At 70.2% G+C, this 23,645-nt stretch carries 5 protein-coding genes (1 of these 5 running past the window's edge); all 5 read right to left on the bottom strand.

What is annotated here, in order from left to right; genetic code table 11:
- Positions 1–28 precede the first annotated feature (28 nt).
- A complete protein-coding gene (locus IEY60_RS08295) occupies positions 29–349 on the bottom strand; it encodes a hypothetical protein (RefSeq protein WP_189025771.1) in 321 nt (106 codons plus the stop codon).
- 107 nt (positions 350–456) lie between these two features.
- Positions 457–1,236, bottom strand: a complete 780-nt coding sequence (locus tag IEY60_RS08290; RefSeq protein WP_189025769.1) for a hypothetical protein — start codon at positions 1,234–1,236, stop codon at positions 457–459.
- Positions 1,237–1,251: 15 nt separating this feature from the next.
- Positions 1,252–1,563 carry a type VII secretion target gene (locus tag IEY60_RS08285; protein WP_189025767.1) on the bottom strand — a complete coding sequence of 104 codons (312 nt, stop codon included), beginning with the start codon at positions 1,561–1,563 and terminating at the stop codon, positions 1,252–1,254.
- Positions 1,553–2,362: a hypothetical protein gene (locus IEY60_RS08280; protein ID WP_189025765.1), complete on the bottom strand. Its 810-nt coding sequence runs from the start codon at positions 2,360–2,362 to the stop codon at positions 1,553–1,555. The genes IEY60_RS08285 and IEY60_RS08280 overlap by 11 nt, the downstream gene beginning before the upstream one ends.
- Positions 2,363–2,545: 183 nt before the next feature.
- Positions 2,546–23,645, bottom strand: partial view of a non-ribosomal peptide synthase/polyketide synthase gene (locus tag IEY60_RS08275; protein WP_189025763.1) — the end only. Its footprint extends 22,733 nt past the window's final position; 21,100 of the gene's 43,833 nt are visible here — the last part of the coding sequence; its start codon lies off the right edge, out of view — the gene reads right to left on this strand; its stop codon occupies positions 2,546–2,548.

The raw sequence follows: 23,645 nt of genomic DNA, 5'->3' as shown, positions 1-23,645 counted from the left end.
CGCACATTTCGGAACGCAAGACCGCACGTCACGCCCCGGCTTCCGCCCCGCCGAACCTCTCGAAGCGGCGGACGCAGCGTTCGTACAGGGCGTGCAAGGAGAAGATCAGCATCAGGAAGACCGGGATGGCCAAGATCTCCCAGTCCTCCTCGCGGGCCAGGAGAGCCGCCGCTGCCGCCACCGCCGCGTAGGTAGCGAAGAATGCGCTGCGCACTACGATCAGGCGCCGTCCGGTCGGTGGCACCCGCCAACTGACCCCGATCGCAGGCACCTGCATCAGCAACGCGCAGCCGATGACAACGCGCTGAACCGGACCGACCCCCGCCCACTCGCCGACAAAGGTGAACATCAGTCCACACCCGATCAGTGTGGGCGGCACCGCCAGCACAGCGAGCCCGAACAAGCGGACCCGCTGTTCCCAGCGAGCGACATCCCGCACTCGTTCCGGAGACATGCTCACGCGATCTTCCAGTTGGATTCGTTGTCTCCTACGACCGACGCGTCACCGAAACTCGCGGACTGCGAATCCGGCCACTTCCCTTCGGGGAAGGACCGATCCAGGTCCCCGAAGGCCTTCGCCTGCGCGCCGAGGAACGTCGAGAGCGCGGCGAGCGCCGCCCAGATGGCAGCGGTGGAGATACCGGAGGTGGCGGCGATGTCGACGATGCTGATGGGCGCTCCGACGCCGGAGAGCAGCTCGCCGATCGCCCTGGCGAGACCGAGCAAGAACTCGGCGCAGATAACCAGGATCCCGACGTAGAAGGCGAGACCGCCCACCGCGGCATCCATCATCGCGCTCCGGGCCTTCTCAGCGATGTCGGAGAACGTTCCCGCGGCCGCGCTCTGACTGGTGCACGTCTGCATGTACGCGAGGCGCGCCGTGCCCTCCCAATACCGAAGAGCTTCTACATTGTTGGGGTCGATGCCCTGCTTGACGCCGTTCGCATCGTCGCGGATGTCGGCCCAGTCCTTGCTGCGGAGATACATCTCGTATGGCGCACGTATTCCGGTGTATATCTCTTTGATCTTTGTCCAGATCCAATTGCAGATCTCGATGATCTTGTCCGCGCAGGCATTGATGACTTTCTGCAGCGACGGCAGCAACCGCACATACGGGAGATCGAGAGCATCGGACTGCGCGTTCGGGACATCCGTGGTGATCGCGCTGTCGACCTTGTCGAAGAACTTGTCCAGGCCGTCGAGCACGGAATTGTATTGGGAGATATCAAAAGTCATGATCAGCTTCCTGGTCTACCAGATGCTATCGAGGTTGTGCTTGCCCGCGTTGTCTTCGGCCTCATAGGTATCCGCACAGACACGCAGTACGTTGGCCACCTCGGTGAAGCGCTGTGCTGCCTCACCAGATCGGCCGGTCAGGTCTGTCACGAGCTTGTCGTTCGCACTCGTGATCGTGAAGAACAATCCCGCTTCGATGTGAGTGAAGGTCAGGGTCTGAATCTTCGCCTGAATCTCCGACATGGTGGTGGATTTGCCGTCCCACACGGTCGCGTCGTTCCGCAACGACCCCGTAGCGACCGCGAGCTTTTCCGGATCAGCGCCCATGGCCGGCCCCTTCGAGTCGACGACGGTATGCCTGATCGTAGGATTCCTTGACCGCCCAGGAGATCGAGCCGCCCCCGACGTCCATCCCCCAGGGAATACGAACGACGCACTCGGCGATGCCATTTCGGCCCAGCGTGGTCGATACGGAGATCTCCGACTCCGTGCCGACCTCACCGACGAAGGTGTCGACCTCCGCGGCCCGAGGACTGCCGGACAGAATCTGCAGCGCATGCTCCAGCAGCAGGCCCGAGTCGCCGATCGGAGCCGAAGTAGGTTCGGGCGCGGTGAACTTCGTCGGCACGACGTCGTCCATGCTCAGCGCCTCGAGCCGATCGATCGTGCCGTTGTCGACCGCGGCGATACTCGTCGATTCGAGAATCTTCCGCTCGGCGTTCCTTACCGCGTCGGTCACGGCCTGCCCGAGCGTGCTCCGATCGAGCACCCGGCGCCAGTCGTCCGATACCGCTATCTCGATCAGCTCGCCGGCCCTGCTGATACCGACTTCGACGACTCCTGTGCTGTCGCGGGCCGTAGCTCGATCCGGCCCGGCGGACATCACCTCCTGCATCAAGCCGGAGATCGCCTGGGTGTACCCATGGAACTTCGCGAACTCTTGCATGAGCTCGTCGATGTCGAAGGGATTCACAGCACGTGGCGCGGCGGGGTCGGGCTGGGCGAAACCCGACGGCGGAGCGGGAGCGGGTGAGGCTTCCCACGGCGGCGCCGACTTCCGGACAAGAGGTTCCTCGTCCCAGAACTCTTCCGGATCGTCGTAGTGATTGAAGTATCCCCCGGCCATCACAGGACCTCGGGTCGGTATCCGGAGCTCCCCGGACGAAGCGGGTGGTTGTGGTGCATACCTACTTGGACGCGGCGGGAGCGTGGTTGGTTCCCTCGGATCTCGGGCGGCACTGTCGAGGCCGGTACCGATGGGTGCGCCGAGCGCCGCGGAGGTGATCTCCGCGGCGCTCGGCGCTCCTGCCTATTCGGCGACGATCACCGTGACTTCACCGTCTGCCGCATCGGTCGGGTCGCCGGGGGCGACGAACCAGTGGGTGACCTCGCCGTCGGACAGGTCGTCTTCGACCGGGCCGTCGGGGAGGACCGACAGGGCGCCCGCGGTGGCCGAGACCAGGAATTCCTGGATGGCGGCCGGGCCGGAGGCGTGGGTGGTGAAGGTGGTGCATTCGTAGTCGATGCCGTGGGTGTCGCGCAGGGTCTTGGCGAGGGCGAGCGCGGCGCTCTGGGTGAGCGTCGAGTTCGCCTCCGCCGCGGCCGTCACGAAGGCGGGGTGGTCTTCGGACAGCGGGCGGACCCGGTCGGCGTAGGAGACGGGATGCGCCGCGGCGGCGGCGATCTCGGCTTCCACGTCGGGCAGGATCAGCCAGTCGCCCGCGACGCCGGCGACGGGAGCGTCGCTGATGCCGTAGGACGCACCGGTCGCGGCGATCTCGACGCCGGACAGCTCGCCGGCGAACAGGACCGCGGCGCCCGCCTTCTGGATGGCCCAGGCAGCGAGGACCGAATCCACGCTGCGCGGCAGCGAGATCGCGACGATATCGCCGGGGCCCGCACCGCGCGCGATGAGCACCCGGGCCAGCTGCGAGGACTTGCGATCCAGTGCGCTGTAGGCGATTTCGCTGTCGCCTCGGAGCAGGGCGGGAGCCTGCGGGTCGGCTTCGACGACCTCGGCGAGCACCTTGGCCACCGTCTGCGCGCCGACGCCCGCCGTGGCGACCGGCGCCGAAACGGCCGCGGTCACACCGGATTCGGCGAGCAGCTGGGCGCGTTCGCCCGCGTCGAGGATGTCGATGTCGCCGACCAGGCCGGTCGGGTTGTCGAGCAGCTCGTCGAGCACCCGCAGCAGACGCGCGGACAAGGTGCGGACCTCGTCCTCGGTGTAGGTGCTGCGCAGGTAGCGCAGGGTGATCTCGATGGTCGACTCGGCCATCACCACCAGCGTGAGCGGGTAGTGGGTGGCGTCGTCGAGGCCGACACCGGTGACCTGCATGCCGTCGATCGAGCTCGCCGCGGTGACAGCGTCCTTGTCCATCGGGTAGGACTCGAACACCAGCAGGGTGTCGAACTGCGCACCGGCCCCGGCCACCCGCTGGATGTCGGACAGGCCGACGAAGTGATGGCTGAGCAGGTCGGCCTGCTCGGCCTGCACCCGCTTGGTCAGCTCCTCCGCGCTGATCCGGTCATCGATCTGGATCCGCACCGGCAGGGTGTTGATGAACAGGCCGACCATCGACTCGACGCCGGGCAGTTCGGCCGGGCGGCCGGACACGGTCGCGCCGAACACCACGTCGTCGCGGCCGGTCAGGCGGCCGACGACGATGCCCCACGCGGTCTGGAGCAGCGTGTTCACGGTGACACCGAGTTCGCCCGCGAACTTGCCGAGCGCCCTGGTGCGGTCGTTGTCGATCTCGACGATGACCTTGCCGAGCTCGTAGCGCTCCTCGGTGCGCGGCGCGGGCGCCAGCTGGGTGGGGCCTTCGACCCCGTTCAGCGCCTCGGCCCAGACCTGCAGCGACACTTCGCGATCCCAGCCCGACAGGAAGGACAGGAAGTTGCGGTAGGAGGCCACGCGCGGCAGCGCGGTGAGGTCACCGTGCACCGCGTAGAGGACAAGCAGGTCGCGCATGAGCAGCGGCATGGACCAGCCGTCGATCAGGATGTGGTGCACCGTGATCGCCAGGTGCGACTGCCCCTCGCCGGTCTTGTAGAGACCGAAGCGGATCAGCGGGGCCGTGGCCATGTCGAACTGGTTGGCGCGATCGGCGACCAGCAGCTGCTGCATGCGCGGCAGGCGCTCGTCCTCGGGCAGGTCGGTCAGGTCGACCTCGCGCCACGGGACCTCGAGCTCCGACATCACGACCTGCACCGGCTGACCGGCCGAGTCGGTGACGAACGCGGTGCGCAGGTTCGGGTACCGGTCGAGCACCGCCTGGGCCGCGCGCCGCAGCCGCTCGGTGTCGAGCGTGCCGGTCAGGTCGAGCACGGCCTGCACGGTGTACACGTCGACGGTGGCCGAGCTGAGCATGGCGTGGAACATCAGGCCGGCCTGCAGCGGCGAGAGCGGCCAGATCTCCGACAGTGCCGGGTAGTTGCCTTCCCACAGCTCGATATCGGACTGATCGACGCGCACCAGGGGCATGTCGGACGGGGTGAAACCGCCCGCGTCGGCGCGCTGCGCGTGGGTGGCCAGCGCGGTCAGCGCGGCCACGAACAGGTCGGCGAACTCCTTGGCCTGGTCGGCGGTGAGCAGCCCGGTCGGGAACGCGATGTTCGCGCCCAGCTGCGGGCCCTCGTCGCCGTCGTTGACGATGGCGTTGATGTCCAGCGTCGCGTTGGCCGGCATGTCCAGGTCCATCTCGGCGTCGAGCTGGCCCAGATCGGCCACCGGCACCCAGCCGAGTTCGGCGAGTTCGGCGGGAATCTCGCCCGCCGTCGCGCGACCGAGGTAGTTGAAGCTGATCTGGCCGACGGACGGCAGATCGGCACCCTCGGCGGTCAGGTACTTGAGCATGCCGTAGCCGATGCCCTTGTCGGGCACGCCCAGCATCTGCTCCTTGACCGACTTGATCACGTCACCGAGCACGGCGCCGCCCGCGAAGGCGTCGTCGAGATCGGCGCCTGCCAGGTCGAGCCGGACCGGGAAGGCGGTGGTGAACCAGCCGACGGTGCGCGACAGGTCGGCACCGGCGACGATCTCTTCCTGGCGGCCGTGGCCCTCCAGCTTGATCAGCGCCGCGGTACCGGATTCGTCACCGCGCCACCGCGATACGGCCAGCGCGAGTGCGGTGAGCAGACCGTCGTTGACCCCGCCGTGGTACAGGCCCGGGATGGCGGTGAGCACCGCGTCCGTGACCTCCGGCGAGAGGGTGACCTGCACCCGGTCGACGGTCGCGAAGGTGTCGACCTTCGGGTCGAACGCCCGCGCGCCCAGCTGCGGATCGGCGGTCGCCGAGACCTCGCGCCAGAACGGCAGTTCCGCGCGACGATCGGCCGACTGCTCGACCAGGCTGTGCGCCCAGCGCCGCATCGAGGTGCCGTTGGCGGGCAGCGCGACCGGCTGACCGGCGGCGATCTGGCCCCAGGCCATGCCGAGGTCCGGGATCAGGATGCGCCAGGAGACACCGTCGATCACGAAGTGGTGGCCGACGATGAGCAGCGCGTCGCGACGGCGCGCGCCGTCGGCGTTCTCGCCGAAGGCGAACCAGACGAACTGCACCATGGCGGCGTTCGCCGGATCGAGTCGGCCCATGGCCTCGTCGTATTCGATGCTGGCCAGCTTGGACAGCTGCTCGTCACCGATCTCGCCCGGCACCTCGACGCGACGCACCAGCGCGGCCACGTCTACCTCGCCCGGCGCCAGCGCCTCGAAGACCCACTCACCAGCAGTGTCCGACTGCTCCGCTCCCGAGGGCCCTGCGTGGTGACGCTCCGCTACCGCCTCCAGGCCCGCCGGTCGCTCCGCGATACGAGCGACCCGCGAACGGAGCACATCGTGGTGGTCGAAGACCGCGCCGATGGTGGCGTGCAGGACCTCGTCGGTGATGTTCTCCGGCAGGCGCAGCACCATCGACTGGGAGAACCGGTCGTAGGTGGAGCCGCTGCTCAGGATCTGGCGCATGATCGGCAGCATCGGGATGTCGCCGACACCGCCGCCGGGCAGTTCCTCCAGCACGATCTGCTCGGAATCGCCCGCGAGCACGGCGATCTCGGCCAGGCCCGCCACACTGCGCTTCTCGAACACGTCGCGCGGCTTGAACAGCACGCCGCGGTCCTTGGCCCGCGAGACGAGCTGGATGGACAGGATCGAGTCACCGCCGAGGGCGAAGAACGAATCGTCCAGGCCGACGGCGTCGACACCGAGCACCTCGGCGAAGACGGTGGCGATGATCGCCTCGACTTCGCTGGTGGGCGTGCGGAACTCGCGCGGAGCGAGGACCGGCTCGGGCAGGGCGCGACGGTCCAGCTTGCCCGCGGGGGTCAGCGGGATCTCGTCGAGCACCATGACGGCGGCGGGCACCATGTGCGCGGGCAGGTGCTGCGTCGCGTACTCGACCAGGGCGGCCGGGTCCACGTTGCCTCGCACGTAGGACACCAGGATGGTGGCGCCCGCGTCGGTCTTGCGGCCGATGGTGGCGGCGAACTCGACGTCGTCGTGCGCGGTGAGGACCGCGTCGATCTCGCCCAGTTCGATGCGGAAACCGCGGATCTTCACCTGGAAGTCGTTGCGGCCCACGTATTCCACGACGGACTTGCCGTTGACGGTGCGCCAGGCGACGACGTCACCGGTGCGGTACAGGCGCTCGCCCTCGGCGTACGGGCTGGCCACGAAGCGCTCGGCGGTGAGGCCGTGGCGCGCGTGGTAGCCGCGGGCCAGCGGGACGCCGCCCAGGTACAGCTCACCGGCCACGCCCTCGGGGACCGGGCGCAGGCGGTTGTCGAGCACGTACACGGTGGCGCCGGCGATGGGGCCACCGATGTTCATGGTGTCGCCGGGCAGCAGCGGATCGGACAGGTTGGTCGCGATGGTCGCCTCGGTCGGGCCGTAGGCGTTGTAGAACCGGTGGCGCGCCGAGTCGGTGCCCGCGCTGTGCCAGTTCGCGACCAGGTCGACCGGGGCCTTGTCGCCACCGACGATCAGCGCTTCCACCTCGGCCAGCGCCGCGGGTTCCATCGACGCCGCGACCAGCGGAGTGAGGAACACGTGGGTCAGCTGCTGACCCACGATGATCTCGGCCAGTTCCTCGCCGCCGACCACGCCGACCGGGGTGATGACCAGTGTGCCCGCCGAGCCGACCGCGAGGAGGAACTCGAGGATCGACGCGTCGAACGACGGTGAGGCGAACGCCAGGGTGCGGGCGTTGTTGTCGAGACCGAACTGCGCGACCTGGGCGGCGGCGAAGTTGGCCACACCGGTGTGGGTGACGACGACGCCCTTGGGCAGGCCCGTCGAACCCGAGGTGTAGATCATGTAGGCCGTGTTGCCGGACCGGACGGCGCCATGACGGTCCGCGTCGGTGATCGGCGCGTCCGGCTGTTCGGCGATCTCGGTCCGCAGCGCCGCGTCGTCGAGAACCAGCCAGTCACCCAGTGCGGGCGCGGGCAGGTGCTCGACCTCGGCGGACACCGTAATACCCAGTGCCGCACCGGAGTCCGACATCATGTGCGCGATGCGCTCGGCCGGGTACTTCGGGTCGACCGGCAGGAACGCCGCACCCGACTTGATGACAGCCCAGATGGCGAGGGTGGTGTCGAGCGAACGCTGCATGGCGATGGCGACGACCGTCTCCGGTGCCGCACCACGCTCGATCAGCACCCGTGCCAGACGCGAGGAGGCCGCGTCGAGCTCGGCGTAGGTCAGCGAGGAGGCCGACTCGCCGGGCGCGACGATCGCCTGACCGGCCGGGTTGGCCGCGACGGCCTGGGCCAGCAGCTCGGGCAGTGTGCTCGTCGACGCGGCGGGACCGCCGGTGCGGGTGAGCAGTTCGGTGCGCTCGGTACCGTCGAGGAGTTCGAGATCGCCGACCGGGGTGGTGGTGTCGGTGACGACCTCGGCGAGCAGACGCTGGAAGCGCTGCGCGAACTTCTCGACCGTCGACTGGTCGAACAGGTCACTGGCGTAGGAGAACTCGGCATAGGCGCCGGCCTCGTCGCCGGCCGCCGCCTCACGCACGGTGAGCAGCAGGTCGAACTTGGCGGTGTCGACGTCGAAGTCGACCGCCGAGACCGACAGGCCCGGCAGCTCGAAGCTGGCGTCGGGCAGGTTCTCGAACGACAGCGCCACCTGGAACAGCGGATGCCGCGCGGTGGAGCGCTCGGGGTTGAGCAGTTCCACCAGGCGCTCGAACGGGATGTCGGCGTGCGCGAAGGCGGCCAGGTCGGCTTCCTTGGCCTGGGTCAGCAGCTCGGCGAAGCTGAGCTGGCCACCCACCTGCGTGCGCAGGGCCAGGGTGTTGACGAACATGCCGATGACGTCGTCGAGTTCGGCCTCGCCACGGCCGGCGATCGGGGTGCCGATGACGATGTCCTCGGTGCCCGACATGCGCGCCAGGAACACCGCGAGCGCAGTGTGCACAACCATGAACAGCGTCGCGTTCTGTTCGCGGGCGATGGCCGAGAGTCCGGCGTGGATCTCGGTGTCGATCGGGAACAGCACCCGGCCACCGGCGAAGGACTGCGTGCTCGGACGCGGCCGGTCCAGCGGCAGGTTCAGCTCGTCGGGGACGCCGGCGAGCGCGCGCTTCCAGTAGTCGGCCTGCTGGGAGATCAGGCTGGCGTCGTCGGCTTCGGAGCCGAGGACGTCGCGCTGCCAGACGCTGAAGTCGGCGTACTGCACCGGCATCGGCGCCCAGCCCGGGCGTTCCCCGGCGGCTCGGGCGGCGTAGGCCACCATCACGTCGCGGGTCAGCGGGCCCATGGACCAGCCGTCGGCACTGATGTGGTGGGCGACGAAGACGAGGATGAACTCGTCGTCCGCCACGCGAAGAAGCTTGGCGCGCAACGGAACTTCGTCGAGCACGTCGAAGCCGGCGGAGATCAGCGCGGCGATCTTGTCGCGGACCTGGTCGGGCGCAACGGTTTCCGGCGTCAGATCCGGGACATTGCCCTCGACCGGCAGGATCACCTGGTGCGGGGTGCCGTCGGTCGACGGGTACACCGTGCGCAGGGTCTCGTGCCTGGCCAGCACATCGGCGACCGCGAGCTGCAGCGCCCCGACATCCAGCGCGCCCGTCAGGCGGACGGCGACCGGGATGTTGTTGACCGCGGAGCTGGTGTCGAACTGGTTCAGGAACCACATGCGCTGCTGCGCGAGCGACAGCGGCACCTGCTCCGGGCGCGGTCCGGCGACCAGCGCGCGACGCCCACCGGCGCCGGCACCCTGCTCGACCTTCACCGCCAGACCGGCGACGGTCGACGCCTCGAACAGCAGGCGCACGGGCACCCGGCTGTCCAGGGCGGCGCCGAGGCGGGCCGCGACCTGGGTAGCCAGCAGCGAGTTGCCGCCGAGGGCGAAGAAGTCGTCGTCGGCGCCGACGCGCTCGGCGCCGAGCACGTCCGCGAACACGCCCGCCACGATCTCCTCGATCGGGGTGGACGGCGCGCGGAAGGCCTGGGCCTCGAACTCCGGCTCCGGCAGCGCCTTGCGGTCGAGCTTGCCGTTGACGTTCAGCGGCAGCGCGTCCATCACCACGAACGCGGCGGGCACCATGTACGACGGCAGCCCGGCGGCCAGCGTCGACTTCACCTGCGCCACATCGATATCCGTACCGACCAGGTACGCGACGAGGCGATCGCCGGTGCGCGGGTCGGACTTGGCGATGACGGCGGCCTGCGCGATCTCGGGCAGCGCCAGCAGCGCGGCCTCGATCTCGCCGAGCTCGATACGGAAGCCGCGGATCTTCACCTGGAAGTCGGTGCGGCCACGGTAGTCCAGCTCGCCGTTGTGCCAGGCCACCAGGTCACCGGTGCGGTACATGCGGGTACCGGGGGTGAACGGGTTGGCCACGAAACGGTCCGCGGTCAGGTCGGCGCGACCGAAGTAGCCGCGGGCCAGCTGCGCGCCCGCGAGGTACAGCTCGCCCGCGACGCCGTCCGGCACCGGGCGCAGTCGCGCGTCGAGGACGTACACCTGGCTGTTCCACTCGGGCCCACCGATGGAGACCGAACCCTGGTCGGCGGCGTTCACCCGATGCGAGGTGATCGAGACCGCGGCCTCGGTGGGGCCGTACAGGTTGAACAGCTCGGTGCGTGGGAACGCGGTGCGGAACCGCTGCGCGAGCGAACCCGGCAGCGCCTCACCGATCGCCAGCACTCGCCACAGCGAATCGGGCATGCCCGAGGCCAGCAGCGCGTCGAGCATGGACGGCACCACGTGCAGGGTGGTGACCCACTCGCGCGACATCAGCTCGTTCAGGTACGCCGGATCGCGATGACCCTCGGCCGAGGCGATGACCAGGCGACCACCGCAGACGGCGGCCGACCAGAACTCCCAGACCGAGAGGTCGAAGGTCGCGGCGGTCTTGAGCAGCACCGCGTCGGCGGCGTCCATGCCGAACTCGATCAGCTTCCACTGGAGCTGGTTGGCGATGGCGCCGTGCGGCACCGCGACACCCTTCGGGCGGCCGGTCGAACCGGACGTGAAGATCACGTACGCGGTGTTCTCCGGACGCAGCGGCGCGGTGCGCTCCGCATCGGAAATCGGTGCGGCACCGACCTCGTCGAGCTCGAGCTCGTCGACGCGCACCAGCGGCGCGACATCGGTGTCGAACTCGGCCTCGGCGTTGGTCAGCACACAGACCGGTGCCGCCGTCTCGAGGATGTAGTTCGTGCGCTCGGCCGCCTGATCGGGGTCGACCGGCACGTACGCGCCACCGGACTTGGCCACCGCGTACATCGCGACGATCAAGTCCACCGAGCGACGCAGCGCCAGCGCGACGCGGGCCTCCGGGCCGACGCCGAGCGAGATCAGGTGCCGCGCGAGGCGGTTCACCTTCGCGTCGAGTTCGGCGTAGGTCAGCTGGGCGCCGTCGTCGGTGACCAGGGCTGTCGACTTCGGATCGGCGGCCACCGTCGCGTCGAGCAGCGAGACCAGGGTGGCCTCGGTGTCGACCCGGTAGGCGGTCGCGTTGCGGGCGTCCAGGATCTGGGCCCGTTCGGCCGGTGCGAGCAGCTCGATGTCGCCGACCGCGGTGCGCGGGGTGGCGACGATCGCGCCGAGCAGACGGACGAAACGCTCGACGAAGCCCTCGACCGTGGCGTGGTCGAACAGGTCGGTCGCGTAGGTGAAGATGCCCGAAATGCCTTCGGGCTCACCGACATCGCCGTAGCGGTCGGTGGCGATCAGGTGCAGGTCGAACTGCGACAGCTGGGAGTCGATGTCGAGACCGGACACCGTCAGGCCCGGCAGTTCCAGGGTGGCGCGGCTGAGGTTCTGGAACGACAGACCGACCTGGAACAGCGGGTGCCGCGCGGTGGAGCGGACCGGGTTGAGGACCTCGACAAGGCGCTCGAACGGCACATCGGCATTGGCGAACGCCGCGATGTCGTCCTCGCGCTGCCGGGCCAGCAGCTCGGTGAACGCCTCGCCGCCGTCGACCTTGGTGCGGAACACCAGGGTGTTGACGAACATGCCGACCATGTCGTCGAGGGCGGCCTCGCCACGACCGGCCATCGGGGTGCCGATGGCGATGTCGTCGGTGCCGGACAGGCGGGCAAGCAGCACCGCGAGGGCGGTGTGCACGACCATGAACAGCGTCGCGCCCTCGGCGCGGGCCAGCTCGACCAGCGCGCGGTGGGTGTCGGCGTCGATCTGTACGTCGACCTTGCTGCCCGCGAAGGTCTGCACCGCGGGGCGCGGGCGGTCGGCGGGCAGGTCGAGCTGATCGGGCAGGTCCGCCAGGGCCTGCTTCCAGTGCGCGACCTGCTTGGCTGCCATCGAGTCCGGATCGTCCTCGCTGCCGAGCAGTTCGCGCTGCCAGATGCTGTAGTCCGCGTACTGCACGGCCAGCGGCGCCCAGCCGGGCTCCTGACCGGTGGAGCGGGCCGCGTAGGCGGTCATCAGGTCGCGGGTCAGCGGGGCGACCGAGGAGCCGTCACCGGAGATGTGGTGCACGACCATGGCGAGCACGAACTCGTCGGTGTTCTCGACCCGGAACAGGGCCACCTTGAGCGGCACCTCGACGGTGACGTCGAAGATGGTCGACATCAGTTCCGCGACAGCCGATTCCACCTCGTCGGCGGCGACGATGCGTTCCAGCAGTTCCGGCGCGGCCTGCGCGGGCGACAGGATCACCTGTGCCGCACCGGCTTCGGTCTGCGGGTACACCGTGCGCAGGATCTCGTGGCGCGACACCAGGTCGGTGATCGCGGCGCGCAGCGCGGCCACATCGAGGTCGCCGGTGAGGCGGACCGCGACGGGCACGTTGTAGGCCGCCGACTGGGTGTCGAAGCGGTTGAGGAACCACATGCGCTGCTGCGCGAGCGAGAGCGGGATGCGCTCCGGACGCGGACCGGCGGTGAGCGCCTTGCGATCACCGGTCTCGGCGTGCTGCTCGATGCGGTGCGCCAGCGCGGCGACCGTGGACGCCTCGAACAGCAGGCGCACCGGGATGCGGGTGTTCAGCGCCTCGCCGAGGCGAGCGGCGACCTGCGTAGCCAGCAGCGAGTTACCGCCCCAGGCGAAGAAGTCGTCGTCGAGGCCGAAGCGCTTGTCGGCGCCGAGACGAAGGACCTCGGCGAAGGTGGCGGCCACGAGCTGCTCGCTCGGGCTGACCGGCGCGCGGAACACGGCCTTCTCGACCTCGGGCTCCGGCAGGGCCTTGCGGTCCAGCTTGCCGTTGGCATTGAGCGGCAGGGCATCGAGCTGCAGGAACACGGTCGGGACCATGTAGGACGGCAGCTCGGCGGCCAGGGCGGAGCGCAGAGCCAGCTTGTCGACCTCGGCACCGGCCACCACGTAGGCCACCAGGCGGTCGCCGACGACGGGGTCGGTGTGGGCGAGCACCGCGGCGGAGGTGATATCCGCCTGCCGCAGCAGGGCGGCCTCGATCTCGCCGAGCTCGATGCGGAAGCCGCGGATCTTCACCTGGAAGTCGGTGCGGCCGCGGTAGTCCAGTTCGCCGTCGGCGTTCCAGGCCACCAGGTCACCGGTGCGGTACATGCGCTCGCCGAGTTCGGAGAACGGGTCGGCGACGAAGCGGTCGGCGGTGAGATCCGCGCGGCCGTAGTAGCCGCGGGCCAGCTGGGCGCCGGCCAGGTAGAGCTCACCGGAGACACCGACCGGCACCGGGCGCAGACGCGAATCCAGCACGTAGACACGGCTGTTCCACTCCGGCGCACCGATCGACACCGACACCTGATCGGCATCGGTCACCGCGTGGCTGGTGATCGAGACCGCGGCCTCGGTCGGGCCGTACAGGTTGAACAGTTCCGCGGCGTTGGCGCTGCGGAAGCGCTGCGCGGTGGACGCGGGCAGCGCCTCACCGATGGCCAGCACCCGGCGCAGCGTGCGCGGCAGCGCGGCACCCGACTCGGTGAGCAGCGCGTCGAGCATCGACGGCACCGCGTGCAGCGTGGTGACACCGGTGGCCCGCATCAGGTCGTTCAGGTAGGCCGGGTCGCGGTGGCCGTCGGCGGTGGCGACCACGAGGCGGCCACCGGCGACGGCGGCGGTCCAGAACTCCCAGACCGAGAGGTCGAAGGTCGCCGCGGTCTTGAGCAGCACCGCGTCGTCGGCACCGATGCCGAATTCGGCCGTCTCCCACAGCAACTGGTTGACGATCGCGCCGTGCGAGACCGCGACACCCTTGGGCTTGCCGGTGGAGCCGGACGTGAAGATCACGTACGCGGTGTTCGCGGGCACCAGGTCACCACGACGCTCGGTGATCGCGGCAGCGCTGACACCGCTCAGGTCGAGCTCGTCGAGGACGACCACTTCCGCCGCCGCCGTGCTGAATTCGGCGTTCGCCGTGGTCAGCACGACCGCGGGCGCGGCCGTCTCCAGGATGTAGTCGGTGCGCTCGGCGGGCTGATCGGGGTCGATCGGCACGTAGGCGGCGCCGGTGCGGGCCACCGCGTACATCGCGATGATCAGTTCCGCGGAACGGCGGATGGCCAGGGCCACCCGGTCCTCGGTGCCGATACCCAGCGAGATCAGGTGCCGCGCGAGACGGTTCACCTCGGCATCGAGCTCGGCGTAGGTCAGCTCACGGCGACCATCCGCCTCGTCGACGACCAGCGCCACGGCCTCGGGGGTCGCCGCCACGGTGGCGTCGAGCAGCGACACCAGGGTGGCGTCGGTGTCGATCGCGTGCGCGGTGTCGTTCCACGCGGTGACGATCTGCTCGGACTCCGGCGTGGTGAGCAGGTCGATATCGCCCACCGGGACGGTCGCGTCGGCGGCGACCGCGTCGAGCACCAGCAGGAAGCGGTCGGCGAAGCTCTGGACCGTCGCCTCGTCGAACAGGTCGATGGCGTAACCGAATTCGGTGACCAGCTGGGCCGGTGCGCCGTCGTCGGTGTAGCGGTCGTAGAGGGTGACATGCAGGTCGGTCTTGGCCAGCTGCGAGTCGTAGTCCACGGCGCTGACGGTCAGGCCGGGCAGTTCGAAGGTGGTGTCGGCCAGGTTCTGGAACGACAGGCCCACCTGGAACAGCGGGTTGCGCGCGGTGGAGCGCACCGGGTTGAGCACCTCGACCAGGCGCTCGAACGGCACGTCGGCGTTGGCGAAGGCTTCCAGGTCTCGTTCGCGCACGTCGGCCAGCAGTTCGGCGAACGAGGCCGCCGGGTCGATGGCGGTGCGGAACACCAGGGTGTTGACGAACATGCCGATCAGGTCGTCGAGTTCGCGCTCACCACGGCCCGCGATGGGGGTGCCGACCGCGATGTCGTCGGTGCCGGACAGGCGCGCGAGCAGCACCGCGAGGGCGGCGTGCACGACCATGAACAGCGAGGCGTTGTTCGCCCGTGCCAGCTCGTGCAGGGCGGCGTGACGCGCCGGGTCGATCTCGAAGCGGATCGCCTTGCCCTGGAACGACTGCGCGGGCGGGCGCGGCCGGTCGGCGGGCAGTTCCAGCTGATCGGGCAGGCCCGCCAGGGCCTTGCTCCAGTACGCGACCTGCTTGGCGGCCAGCGATTCCGGGTCGGTCTCGTCGCCGAGGACCTCGCGCTGCCACAGCGCGTAGTCGGCGTACTGCACCGGCAGCGGCGCCCACTGCGGGGCCTCACCCTGCACGCGGGCGACGTAGGCGGCCATGATGTCGCGGGCCAGCGGGCCCATCGACGAACCGTCGGCGGAGACGTGGTGCACGGTGAACGCGAGCACGTGGTCGGTGTCGTTCAGCTTGAACAGGGCGACCTTGAGCGGCACCTCTTCGGTGACGTCGAAGGTGGTCATGGCGAATTCGATGACGGTGCCGAGCAGATCGGCCTCGTCGACCTCGATGTGGTGCACGACGGCGCGGCTCTGCGAGATCGGCAGGATCACCTGGTGCGGGCCGTCGGCCGAGCGCGGGTAGGTGGTGCGCAGCATCTCGTGCCGGGCGAACACGTCACCGATGGCCTGCTCGAGCGCGGGCACGTCGAGCTCGCCGGTGAGGCGAACGGCCAGCGGGATGTTGTCCACCGCGGAGGTGGAGGTGTCGAACTGGTTGAGGAACCAGTAGCGCTGCTGGGCGGGCGAGAGCGGGATGATCGCGGGCCGCTCCCCCGCCGTCAGGCGCGGGCGGGTCCGGCCGGAACCGGCGTTGTGCTCGGCGCGGGCGGCGAGCGCGGACACGGTGGACGCCTCGAACAGGTCGCGCACCGAGAGCTGGGTGTCCAGGGCGGCGCCGATGCGGGCGGTGACCTGGGTGGCCAGCAGCGAGTTGCCGCCGAGTTCGAAGAAGTCGTCGTCGGCGCCGACCCGGGCCACCCCGAGCACGTCACCGAAGGTGCCTGCCACGATCTCCTCGATCGGGGTCGCCGGCGCGCGGAACACCTTGGCCTCGAACACCGGCGCGGGCAGCGCCTTGCGGTCGAGCTTGCCGGAAGCGTTGAGCGGGAAGGCATCCAGGATCACGAACGCGGTGGGCACCATGTACGTCGGCAGCGCGCCGCCGAGTTCGGCGCGCACGGCATCGAGGTCGATGCTCGCGCCCGCGGCCGGGATCAGGTAGCCGACCAGCTGGTCGCCGAGGCGCTCGTCGGAGCGCACGACCACGACCGACTGGGCGATCGACGGCAGCGCGGTGAGCGCGGACTCGATCTCGCCGAGCTCGATGCGCAGACCGCGCAGCTTCACCTGGAAGTCGGTGCGGCCCAGGTACTCCAGCTCACCGTCGGCTGTCCAGGTGACGAGGTCACCGGTGCGGTACATGCGGGCGCCGTCCTCGCCGAACGGGTCGGCGACGAAGCGGTCGGCGGTCAGGTCCGGCCGCGCGACATAGCCGCGCGCCAGCTGGACACCGGCCAGGTACAGCTCGCCGGGCACGCCGACGGGCACCGGGTGCAGGCGCGAATCCAGCACGTACACCTGGGTGTTGAAGACCGGGGCGCCGATCGGCACCGAGGTGGTGTCGGCGTCGGTGACCTCGTGGAAGGTGACGTCGACCGCGGCCTCGGTGGGGCCGTACAGGTTGTGCAGGGCCGCGCCGGTGAGCGCGCGCAGACGCTGAGCGGTCGGCGCGGGCAGCGCCTCGCCGGAGGCGAAGACCAGGCGCAGGCTGCTGCTGGTCTGCCTGCCGTCGGCCAGGGCGACGGCGGCGGACTCGGCCAGCTCGGCCACGAACACCGACATCATCGACGGCACGAAGTGCGCGGTGGTGACGCCCTCGGTGGCGATGACCTCGGCCAGGTAGGCCGGATCGCGGTGACCGTCGGGCTTCGCGACGACCAGACGTGCGCCGATCTGCAAGGGCCAGAAGAACTCCCACACCGACACGTCGAACGTGGCGGGGGTCTTCTGCAACACCACATCGTCTGCGGTGAGGCCGTAGGCGGCCTGCATCCACACCAGACGATTGACGATCGCACCGTGGCTGACCGCCACACCCTTCGGACGACCGGTCGAACCGGACGTGAAGATCACGTACGCGGTGTTCGACGGACGCAGCCGCGCGATCCGCTCGGCATCGGTGACCGGCGCGGCGGAGTAGCCCGACAGATCCAGGCTCTCGATGTTCAGCGCGGTGGTCGAGCCTGCGTCGAATTCGTCACGCGCGGTGGTCAATACGCAGACCGGCGCGGCGGTCTCGAGCACGTAGTGAGTGCGCTCGGCCGGGTGGTCGGGGTCCAGCGGCACATACGCGCCGCCGGCCACGCTCACCGCGTACATGCCGATCACCAGGTCCAGCGAGCGGCGCATGCCGAGCGCGACCATGGTGTCCGGGCCCACGCCCTGGGCGATGAGGCGGCGAGCCAGGCGGTTCACCCGCGCGGCGAACCCGCCGTAGGACAGACTCGTCCCCTCGAAAGTGAGGGCGGTCGCGTTCGGGCTGGTCGCGGCCTGTGCCTCGAACATCGACACCAGCGTCGCCGCCTCGTCGACCGGGTGCGCGGTGGCGTTCCAGTCGGTGACGACCTGGCGGTATTCGGCCGGGGCCAGCAGCTCGACCTCGCCGATCGCCCGATCCGGCGCGGCGACCACGGCGGTGAGCATCCGCACCAGGCGCTGCGCGAGGCCGGCGATGGTGTCGGCGTCGAACATGTCGGTGGCGTAGGCGAATTCGGCGGTCATGCCGTCGGCGGAACCGTCGGCGCGGTGCCGGTCGGCCAGGTTCAGGTGCAGATCGAACTTGGCGGTGACCACGTCCAGCGGCACGCCCGCGACCTCGAGGCCGGGCAGTTCGAAGGAGGCCTCGCCGGTGTTCTGGAACGACAGCATCACCTGGAACAGCGGGTGACGTGCCTGCGAACGAGCCGGGTTGAGGATCTCCACGAGCCGCTCGAACGGCAGGTCGGCGTGGCCGAAGGCGGCCAGGTCGCTTTCCCTGGTCTGCGCGAGCAGCTCGGTGAACGTCTCGGCCGGATCGACGGCGCTGCGCAGCACCAGCGTGTTGACGAACATGCCGATCGCGTCGTCGAGGACCGCTTCACCACGGCCCGCGACGGCGGTGCCGATGGCGATGTCGTCGTTGCCGGACAGCCGGGCCAGCAGCGCCGCGAAGGCGGCGTGCACGACCATGAAGAGGCTGGCGCCGTGTTCGCGGGCCAGCGCGTTCAGGCTCGCCGCGAGTGCCGGATCGATCGAGAACTCGTGCACGCCACCGCGGTTGGAGGCCACGGCGGGACGCGGCCGGTCGGCGGGCAGGTCGAGCTGATCGGGCAGGCCCGCCAGGTGCTGGGACCAGTAGGCGACCTGCTGGGCGATCATCGACGACGCGTCGTCCTCGGCGCCGAGGGTCTCGCGCTGCCACAGCGCGAAATCGGCGTACTGCACCGGCAGCGGCGCCCAGCCCGGCGCCTCACCGCGCGAGCGCGCGGCGTAGGCGATCATCACGTCGCGGGCCAGCGGGCGCACCGACCAGCCGTCACCGGAGATGTGGTGCACGACGAAGACGAGCACGTGGGTGTCGGGGTGCGAGCCGTCCATGGAGCCGGCGACGCGCAGCAGCGCGGCGCGCACCGGGACCTCGGCGGTCACGTCGAACCCGGCGAGCACGAGCTCGCTGATCCGATCGCGGATCTCGTCCTCGGCGACCGTGATCGGGGTGAGCGAGATCGGCACCTGGCCCGCGGGCAGCACGACCTGCACGCCCTGGCCCTCGGCGGTCTCGGGGTAGACGGTGCGCAGCACCTCGTGCCGGTCGACCACGTCGGCGACGGCCTGGCGCAGGGCGTCGATGTCGAGGTCGCCGCTCAGGCGGACGGCGAGCGGGATGTTGTTGACCCCGGTCGCGCTGTCGAAGCGGTTGAGGAACCACATGCGCTGCTGGGCCAGCGAGAGCGGGATCTGCTCCGGGCGCGCTCCGGCGACGAGCTCGCGGCGGCTGCCGCTGCCCGCATGCGATTCCACCTTGGCCGCCAGCGCGGCGACCGAGGGCGCCTCGAACAGCACGCGCACGGGGACGCGGGTGTCCAGGGCGGCGCCGAGGCGGGCGACCACCTGGGTGGCGATCAGCGAGTTGCCGCCCAGGTCGAAGAAGTCGTCGTCCAGGCCGACGGCGCGGTCACCGGACAGGCCGAGCACCTCGGCGAAGGTGGCGGCGACGATCTCCTCGATCGGCGTGCTCGGCGCGCGGAACTCGCGGGCCTCGAACACCGGATCGGGCAGGGCGCGGCGATCCAGCTTGCCGTTGGCGCTCAGCGGCATCGCGTCGAGCACGACGAACGCGGCCGGAACCATGTAGGACGGCAGCTGGGCAGTCAGATGCGTACGCAGCGCGTCGATCTCGGCGGTCGCGCCCGCGGAAGGCACGACGTAGCCGACGAGCTGGTCGCCGGTGCGGGCATCCGAACGCACGACCACGACGGCCTGCGAGACGGTCTCGTGCGCGGTGAGCGCCGCCTCGATCTCGCCGAGCTCGATGCGCAGACCGCGCAGCTTGACCTGGAAGTCGGTGCGGCCGAGGTAGGTGATGACACCGTTCTCGTCGCGGCGTACGAGGTCACCGGTGCGGTACATGCGGGCGCCGTCCTCGCCGAACGGGTCGGCGACGAAGCGGTCGGCGGTGAGATCCGCGCGGCCGAAGTAGCCGCGCGCCAGCTGCGCACCGGCCAGGTACAGCTCACCGGCGACACCGGCGGCGACCGGGTGCAGACGCGAGTCCAGCACGTAGGCCTGCGAGTTCCAGACCGGCGCGCCGATCGGAACAGCGCCGTCGACCTGGTCGGCGACTGGGCCGTGCGTCGCGTGGACGGTGAACTCGGTCGGGCCGTACAGGTTGAACAGGGCCGCGTCGCTCACCTTGCGCAGCGCCACCACCGCGTCCCCGGTGAAGGCCTCACCGGCGATCAGCAGGGCACGCAGCGAGGACAGAGCTCCGCCCAAGACGGCGGCCGCATCGATGCTGCCTGCGAAAACAGTCAGCATCGACGGCACAAACGAGGTCATCGTGACGCGCTGCGCCGCAATGACATCGGCGAGGTACTGCGGGTCGCGGTGGCCGTCGGGGCTCGCCACGACGATCCGGCCGCCGGTGCTCAGCGGGCCGAACAGCTCCCAGACCGACACGTCGAAGGTGGCCGGGGTCTTGAACAGCACCACATCGTCGGCGCCGATGCCGTATTCGCCGGTGATCCAGCGGATCTGGTTGACGACGGCGGCGTGCGGCACGGCGACGCCCTTGGGGCGGCCGGTCGAACCCGAGGTGAAGATGACGTAGGCCGGGTGCTGCGGGCGCAGCGGCGCGATCCGCTCGGCGTCGGTGACCGGCGCGTCGGGGTAGGCCGCCACCTCGAGGGTGTCGATGGCCAGCGTCGGCAGCTCGCCCGCGTCGAAAGCCTCGCGGCCCGTGGTGAGGACGACCACCGGGGCGGCGGTGTCGAGCACGTAGGCGATGCGGTCGGCGGGCTGGTCGAGGTCGAGCGGCACGTAGCCGCCGCCCGCTTCCTGCACCGCGTAGGCGGCGACGACCAGGTCGATGCTGCGACGCAGGCCGAGCGCGACCAGGGTCTCCGGGCCCACGCCCGCCTCGATCAGGCGATGCGCCAAACGGTGCACGCGCGAAGCGAATTCGGCGTAGGTCAGGGTCGCGCCGGTGGCCGGGTCGACGATCGCGACCGCGTCCGGGGTGGCCGCGGCCTGCCGGTTGAACTCGTCGACCAGGGTGCCCGCGTCCGGGAGTGCGTGCTCGGTGTCGTTCCAGCCGAACACGGCCAGCGCGTTCTCGGTGGTGTCGAGCAGTTCGAGATCGCCGACGGCCCGTTCCGGCGTGGCCGCGATCGCGGCGAGCAGGCGCGCGAAGCGGGTGCCGAAGCGGTCCATGGTGGCCGCGTCGAACAGGTCGGTGGCGTAGATCAGCTCGGCGACGATGCCCGACGGAGACTCCGCGGGCTTCTCGGTGAGCACCACGTTCAGGTCGAACTTGGCCACGTCGATCGGCAGCTCGACGCCGCTGACCGTGAGGCCGGGCAGTTCCAGGCTGGTCTGGCCGGTGTTCTGGAAGGCCAGCATGACCTGGAACAGCGGGTGCCGAGCCTGCGAGCGGGCCGGGTTGATGATCTCGACCAGGCGCTCGAACGGCAGGTCGGCGTGGCCGAAGGCGGCGATATCGGCCGCGCGGACCTCGCCGAGCAGGTCGGTGAAGCTCGCATCGCCGTCGACCTCGGTGCGCAGCACCAGGGTGTTGACGAACATGCCGATCAGGTCGTCGAGGGCACGCTCGCCGCGGCCCGCGATCGGGGTGCCGATGGCGATGTCGTTCTCGCCGGACAGGCGCGAGAGCAGCAGCGCCAGCGCCGCGTGGGCGACCATGAACAGCGTCGCGCCGCGGCCGCGGGCCAGATCCGCCAGCGCCGCATGGGTTTCGGCGTCGATCTCGAAGGTGTGGGTGGCGCCGCGTCCGCTGGCGACCGCGGGGCGCGGCCGGTCGGCGGGCAGGTCGAGCTGCTCGGGCAGGCCGCGCAGCTGCTGTCCCCAGAACGAGATCTGTTGCGAGATCACGGACTTGGCGTCGTCCTCGTCGCCGAGCACGGCGCGCTGCCACAGGGCGAAGTCGGCGTACTGGACCTCGAGCGGGCGCCAGGCCGGTTCGGCGCCTTCCACGCGGGCGCTGTAGGCGGTCATCACGTCGCGGGTCAGCGGGCCCATGGAGAAGCCGTCGGCCGAGATGTGGTGCACGACAAGGGCGAGCACGTGTTCGGTCGGGCTGATCTCGAACAGGGCGGCGCGGAACGGCACCTCGGCGGTGACATCGAACGCGGTGCGTACCAGCTCCGAGAGGCGCTGCGGCAGCTCGGCACCCGTGGTCTCGATCGGCGCGAGGTCGGGGATGACCTTGCCGGTCGGCACGATCACCTGGTGGGCCGCGCCGGCGACCTCCGGGTAGTAGGTGCGCAGCGACTCGTGGCGGGCGAGCACGTCGGCCACGGCCACCTGCAGCGCCTGCCGGTCGAGCAGGCCCGACAGCCGCACGGCGGCCGGGATGTTGTCGACCGCGGACTCGGGGTCGAAGCGGTTGAGGAACCACATGCGCTGCTGGGCCAGCGACAGCGGCACCCGCTCGGGGCGATGCTGCGGGACCAGCGCGGCGCGGCGGTCCGTGCCGGAGTGCGTCTCGGCACGCGCGGCCAGTCCGGCGACGGTGGAGGCCTCGAACAGTTCGCGCACGCCGATATCGGTCTCGAGCGAGGCCGACAGGCGGGCGGCGACCTGGGTCGCGGTCAGCGAGTTGCCGCCGAGAGCGAAGAAGTCGTCGTCGAGGCCGACCCGCTCCAGGCCGAGCACGTCGGCGAAGGTGGCGGCGACGATCTCCTCGACCGGGGTGGTCGGGGCACGGAAAACCGCGGCCTCGAACACCGGCGCGGGCAGCGCCTTGCGGTCGAGCTTGCCGGAGGCGTTGAGCGGGAACTCGTCGAGGACGATGATGACCGCGGGCACCATGTAGGCGGGCAGGTTGTTGCCCAGTTCCTCGCGTGCGTCCTCGATGTCGACGGTGCGACCCGGCGCGGCGATGACGTAGGCCACCAGCTGGTCGCCGGTGTGCTGGTCGCCGCGGACAACCACCACCGACTGGGCTACCTCGTCGAGCCCGGTCAGCGCCGACTCGATCTCGCCCAGCTCGATGCGCAGACCGCGCAGCTTCACCTGGAAGTCGGTGCGGCCCAGGTATTCCAGCTCGCCGTGCTCGGTCCAGGCGACGAGGTCGCCGGTGCGGTACATGCGGGCGCCGCCGCCCGCGGGGCTGCCGGCGGGCGCGGAGGCGGTAGCGGAGCGTGACCACGCAGCGCCCTCGGCTGCCCCGCCATCCGATACAGCGAACGGGTTCGCGACGAAGCGGTCGGCGGTCAGGTCCGGACGGGCGACATAGCCGCGCGCCAGCTGGGTGCCCGCCAGGTACAGCTCACCCGCGACACCGACCGGGACCGGGCGCAGGCGCGCATCCAGCACGTAGACCTCGGTGTTGAACACCGGGGCGCCGATCGGGACGGTGTCCACATCGGTGTCGACGACCTCGTGGAAGGTGACGTCGACCGCGGCCTCGGTCGGGCCGTACAGGTTGTGCAGCGCGGCACCGGTCAGCTCGCGCAGACGATGCGCGGGCTTGGGCGGCAGCGCCTCACCGGAGGCGAACACCATCCGCAGCGACTCACAGCGTGCGGCCGCGGCGTCGGCGACGAAGACCGCGAGCATCGACGGCACGAAGTGGGTGACGGTCACTCCTTCGACGCGGATGATCTCGGCCAGGTACGCCGGATCGCGGTGACCGTCGGGCTTGGCGACGACCAGACGTGCGCCGATCTGCAAGGGCCAGAAGAACTCCCACACCGACACGTCGAACGTGGCGGGGGTCTTCTGCAACACCACATCGTCTGCGGTGAGGCCGTAGGCGGCCTGCATCCACACCAGACGGTTGACGATCGCACCGTGGCTGACCGCCACACCCTTCGGACGACCGGTCGAACCGGACGTGAAGATCACGTACGCG

Source organism: Nocardia rhizosphaerihabitans, from assembly GCF_014646295.1.
Classification (GTDB): Bacteria; Actinomycetota; Actinomycetes; order Mycobacteriales; family Mycobacteriaceae; genus Nocardia; species Nocardia rhizosphaerihabitans.
The sequence above is the reverse complement of the archived record's forward strand: the minus strand, read 5'-3'. Positions and strand labels throughout refer to the sequence as shown.

Bases quoted from the DNA above. Each gene is read 5' to 3' on its own strand.
- IEY60_RS08280 (WP_189025765.1), bottom strand. From the start codon at position 2,362: ATGGCCGGGGGATACTTCAATCACTACGACGATCCGGAAGAGTTCTGG.
- IEY60_RS08285 (WP_189025767.1), bottom strand. From the start codon at position 1,563: ATGGGCGCTGATCCGGAAAAGCTCGCGGTCGCTACGGGGTCGTTGCGG.
- IEY60_RS08290 (WP_189025769.1), bottom strand. From the start codon at position 1,236: ATGACTTTTGATATCTCCCAATACAATTCCGTGCTCGACGGCCTGGAC.
- IEY60_RS08295 (WP_189025771.1), bottom strand. From the start codon at position 349: ATGTTCACCTTTGTCGGCGAGTGGGCGGGGGTCGGTCCGGTTCAGCGC.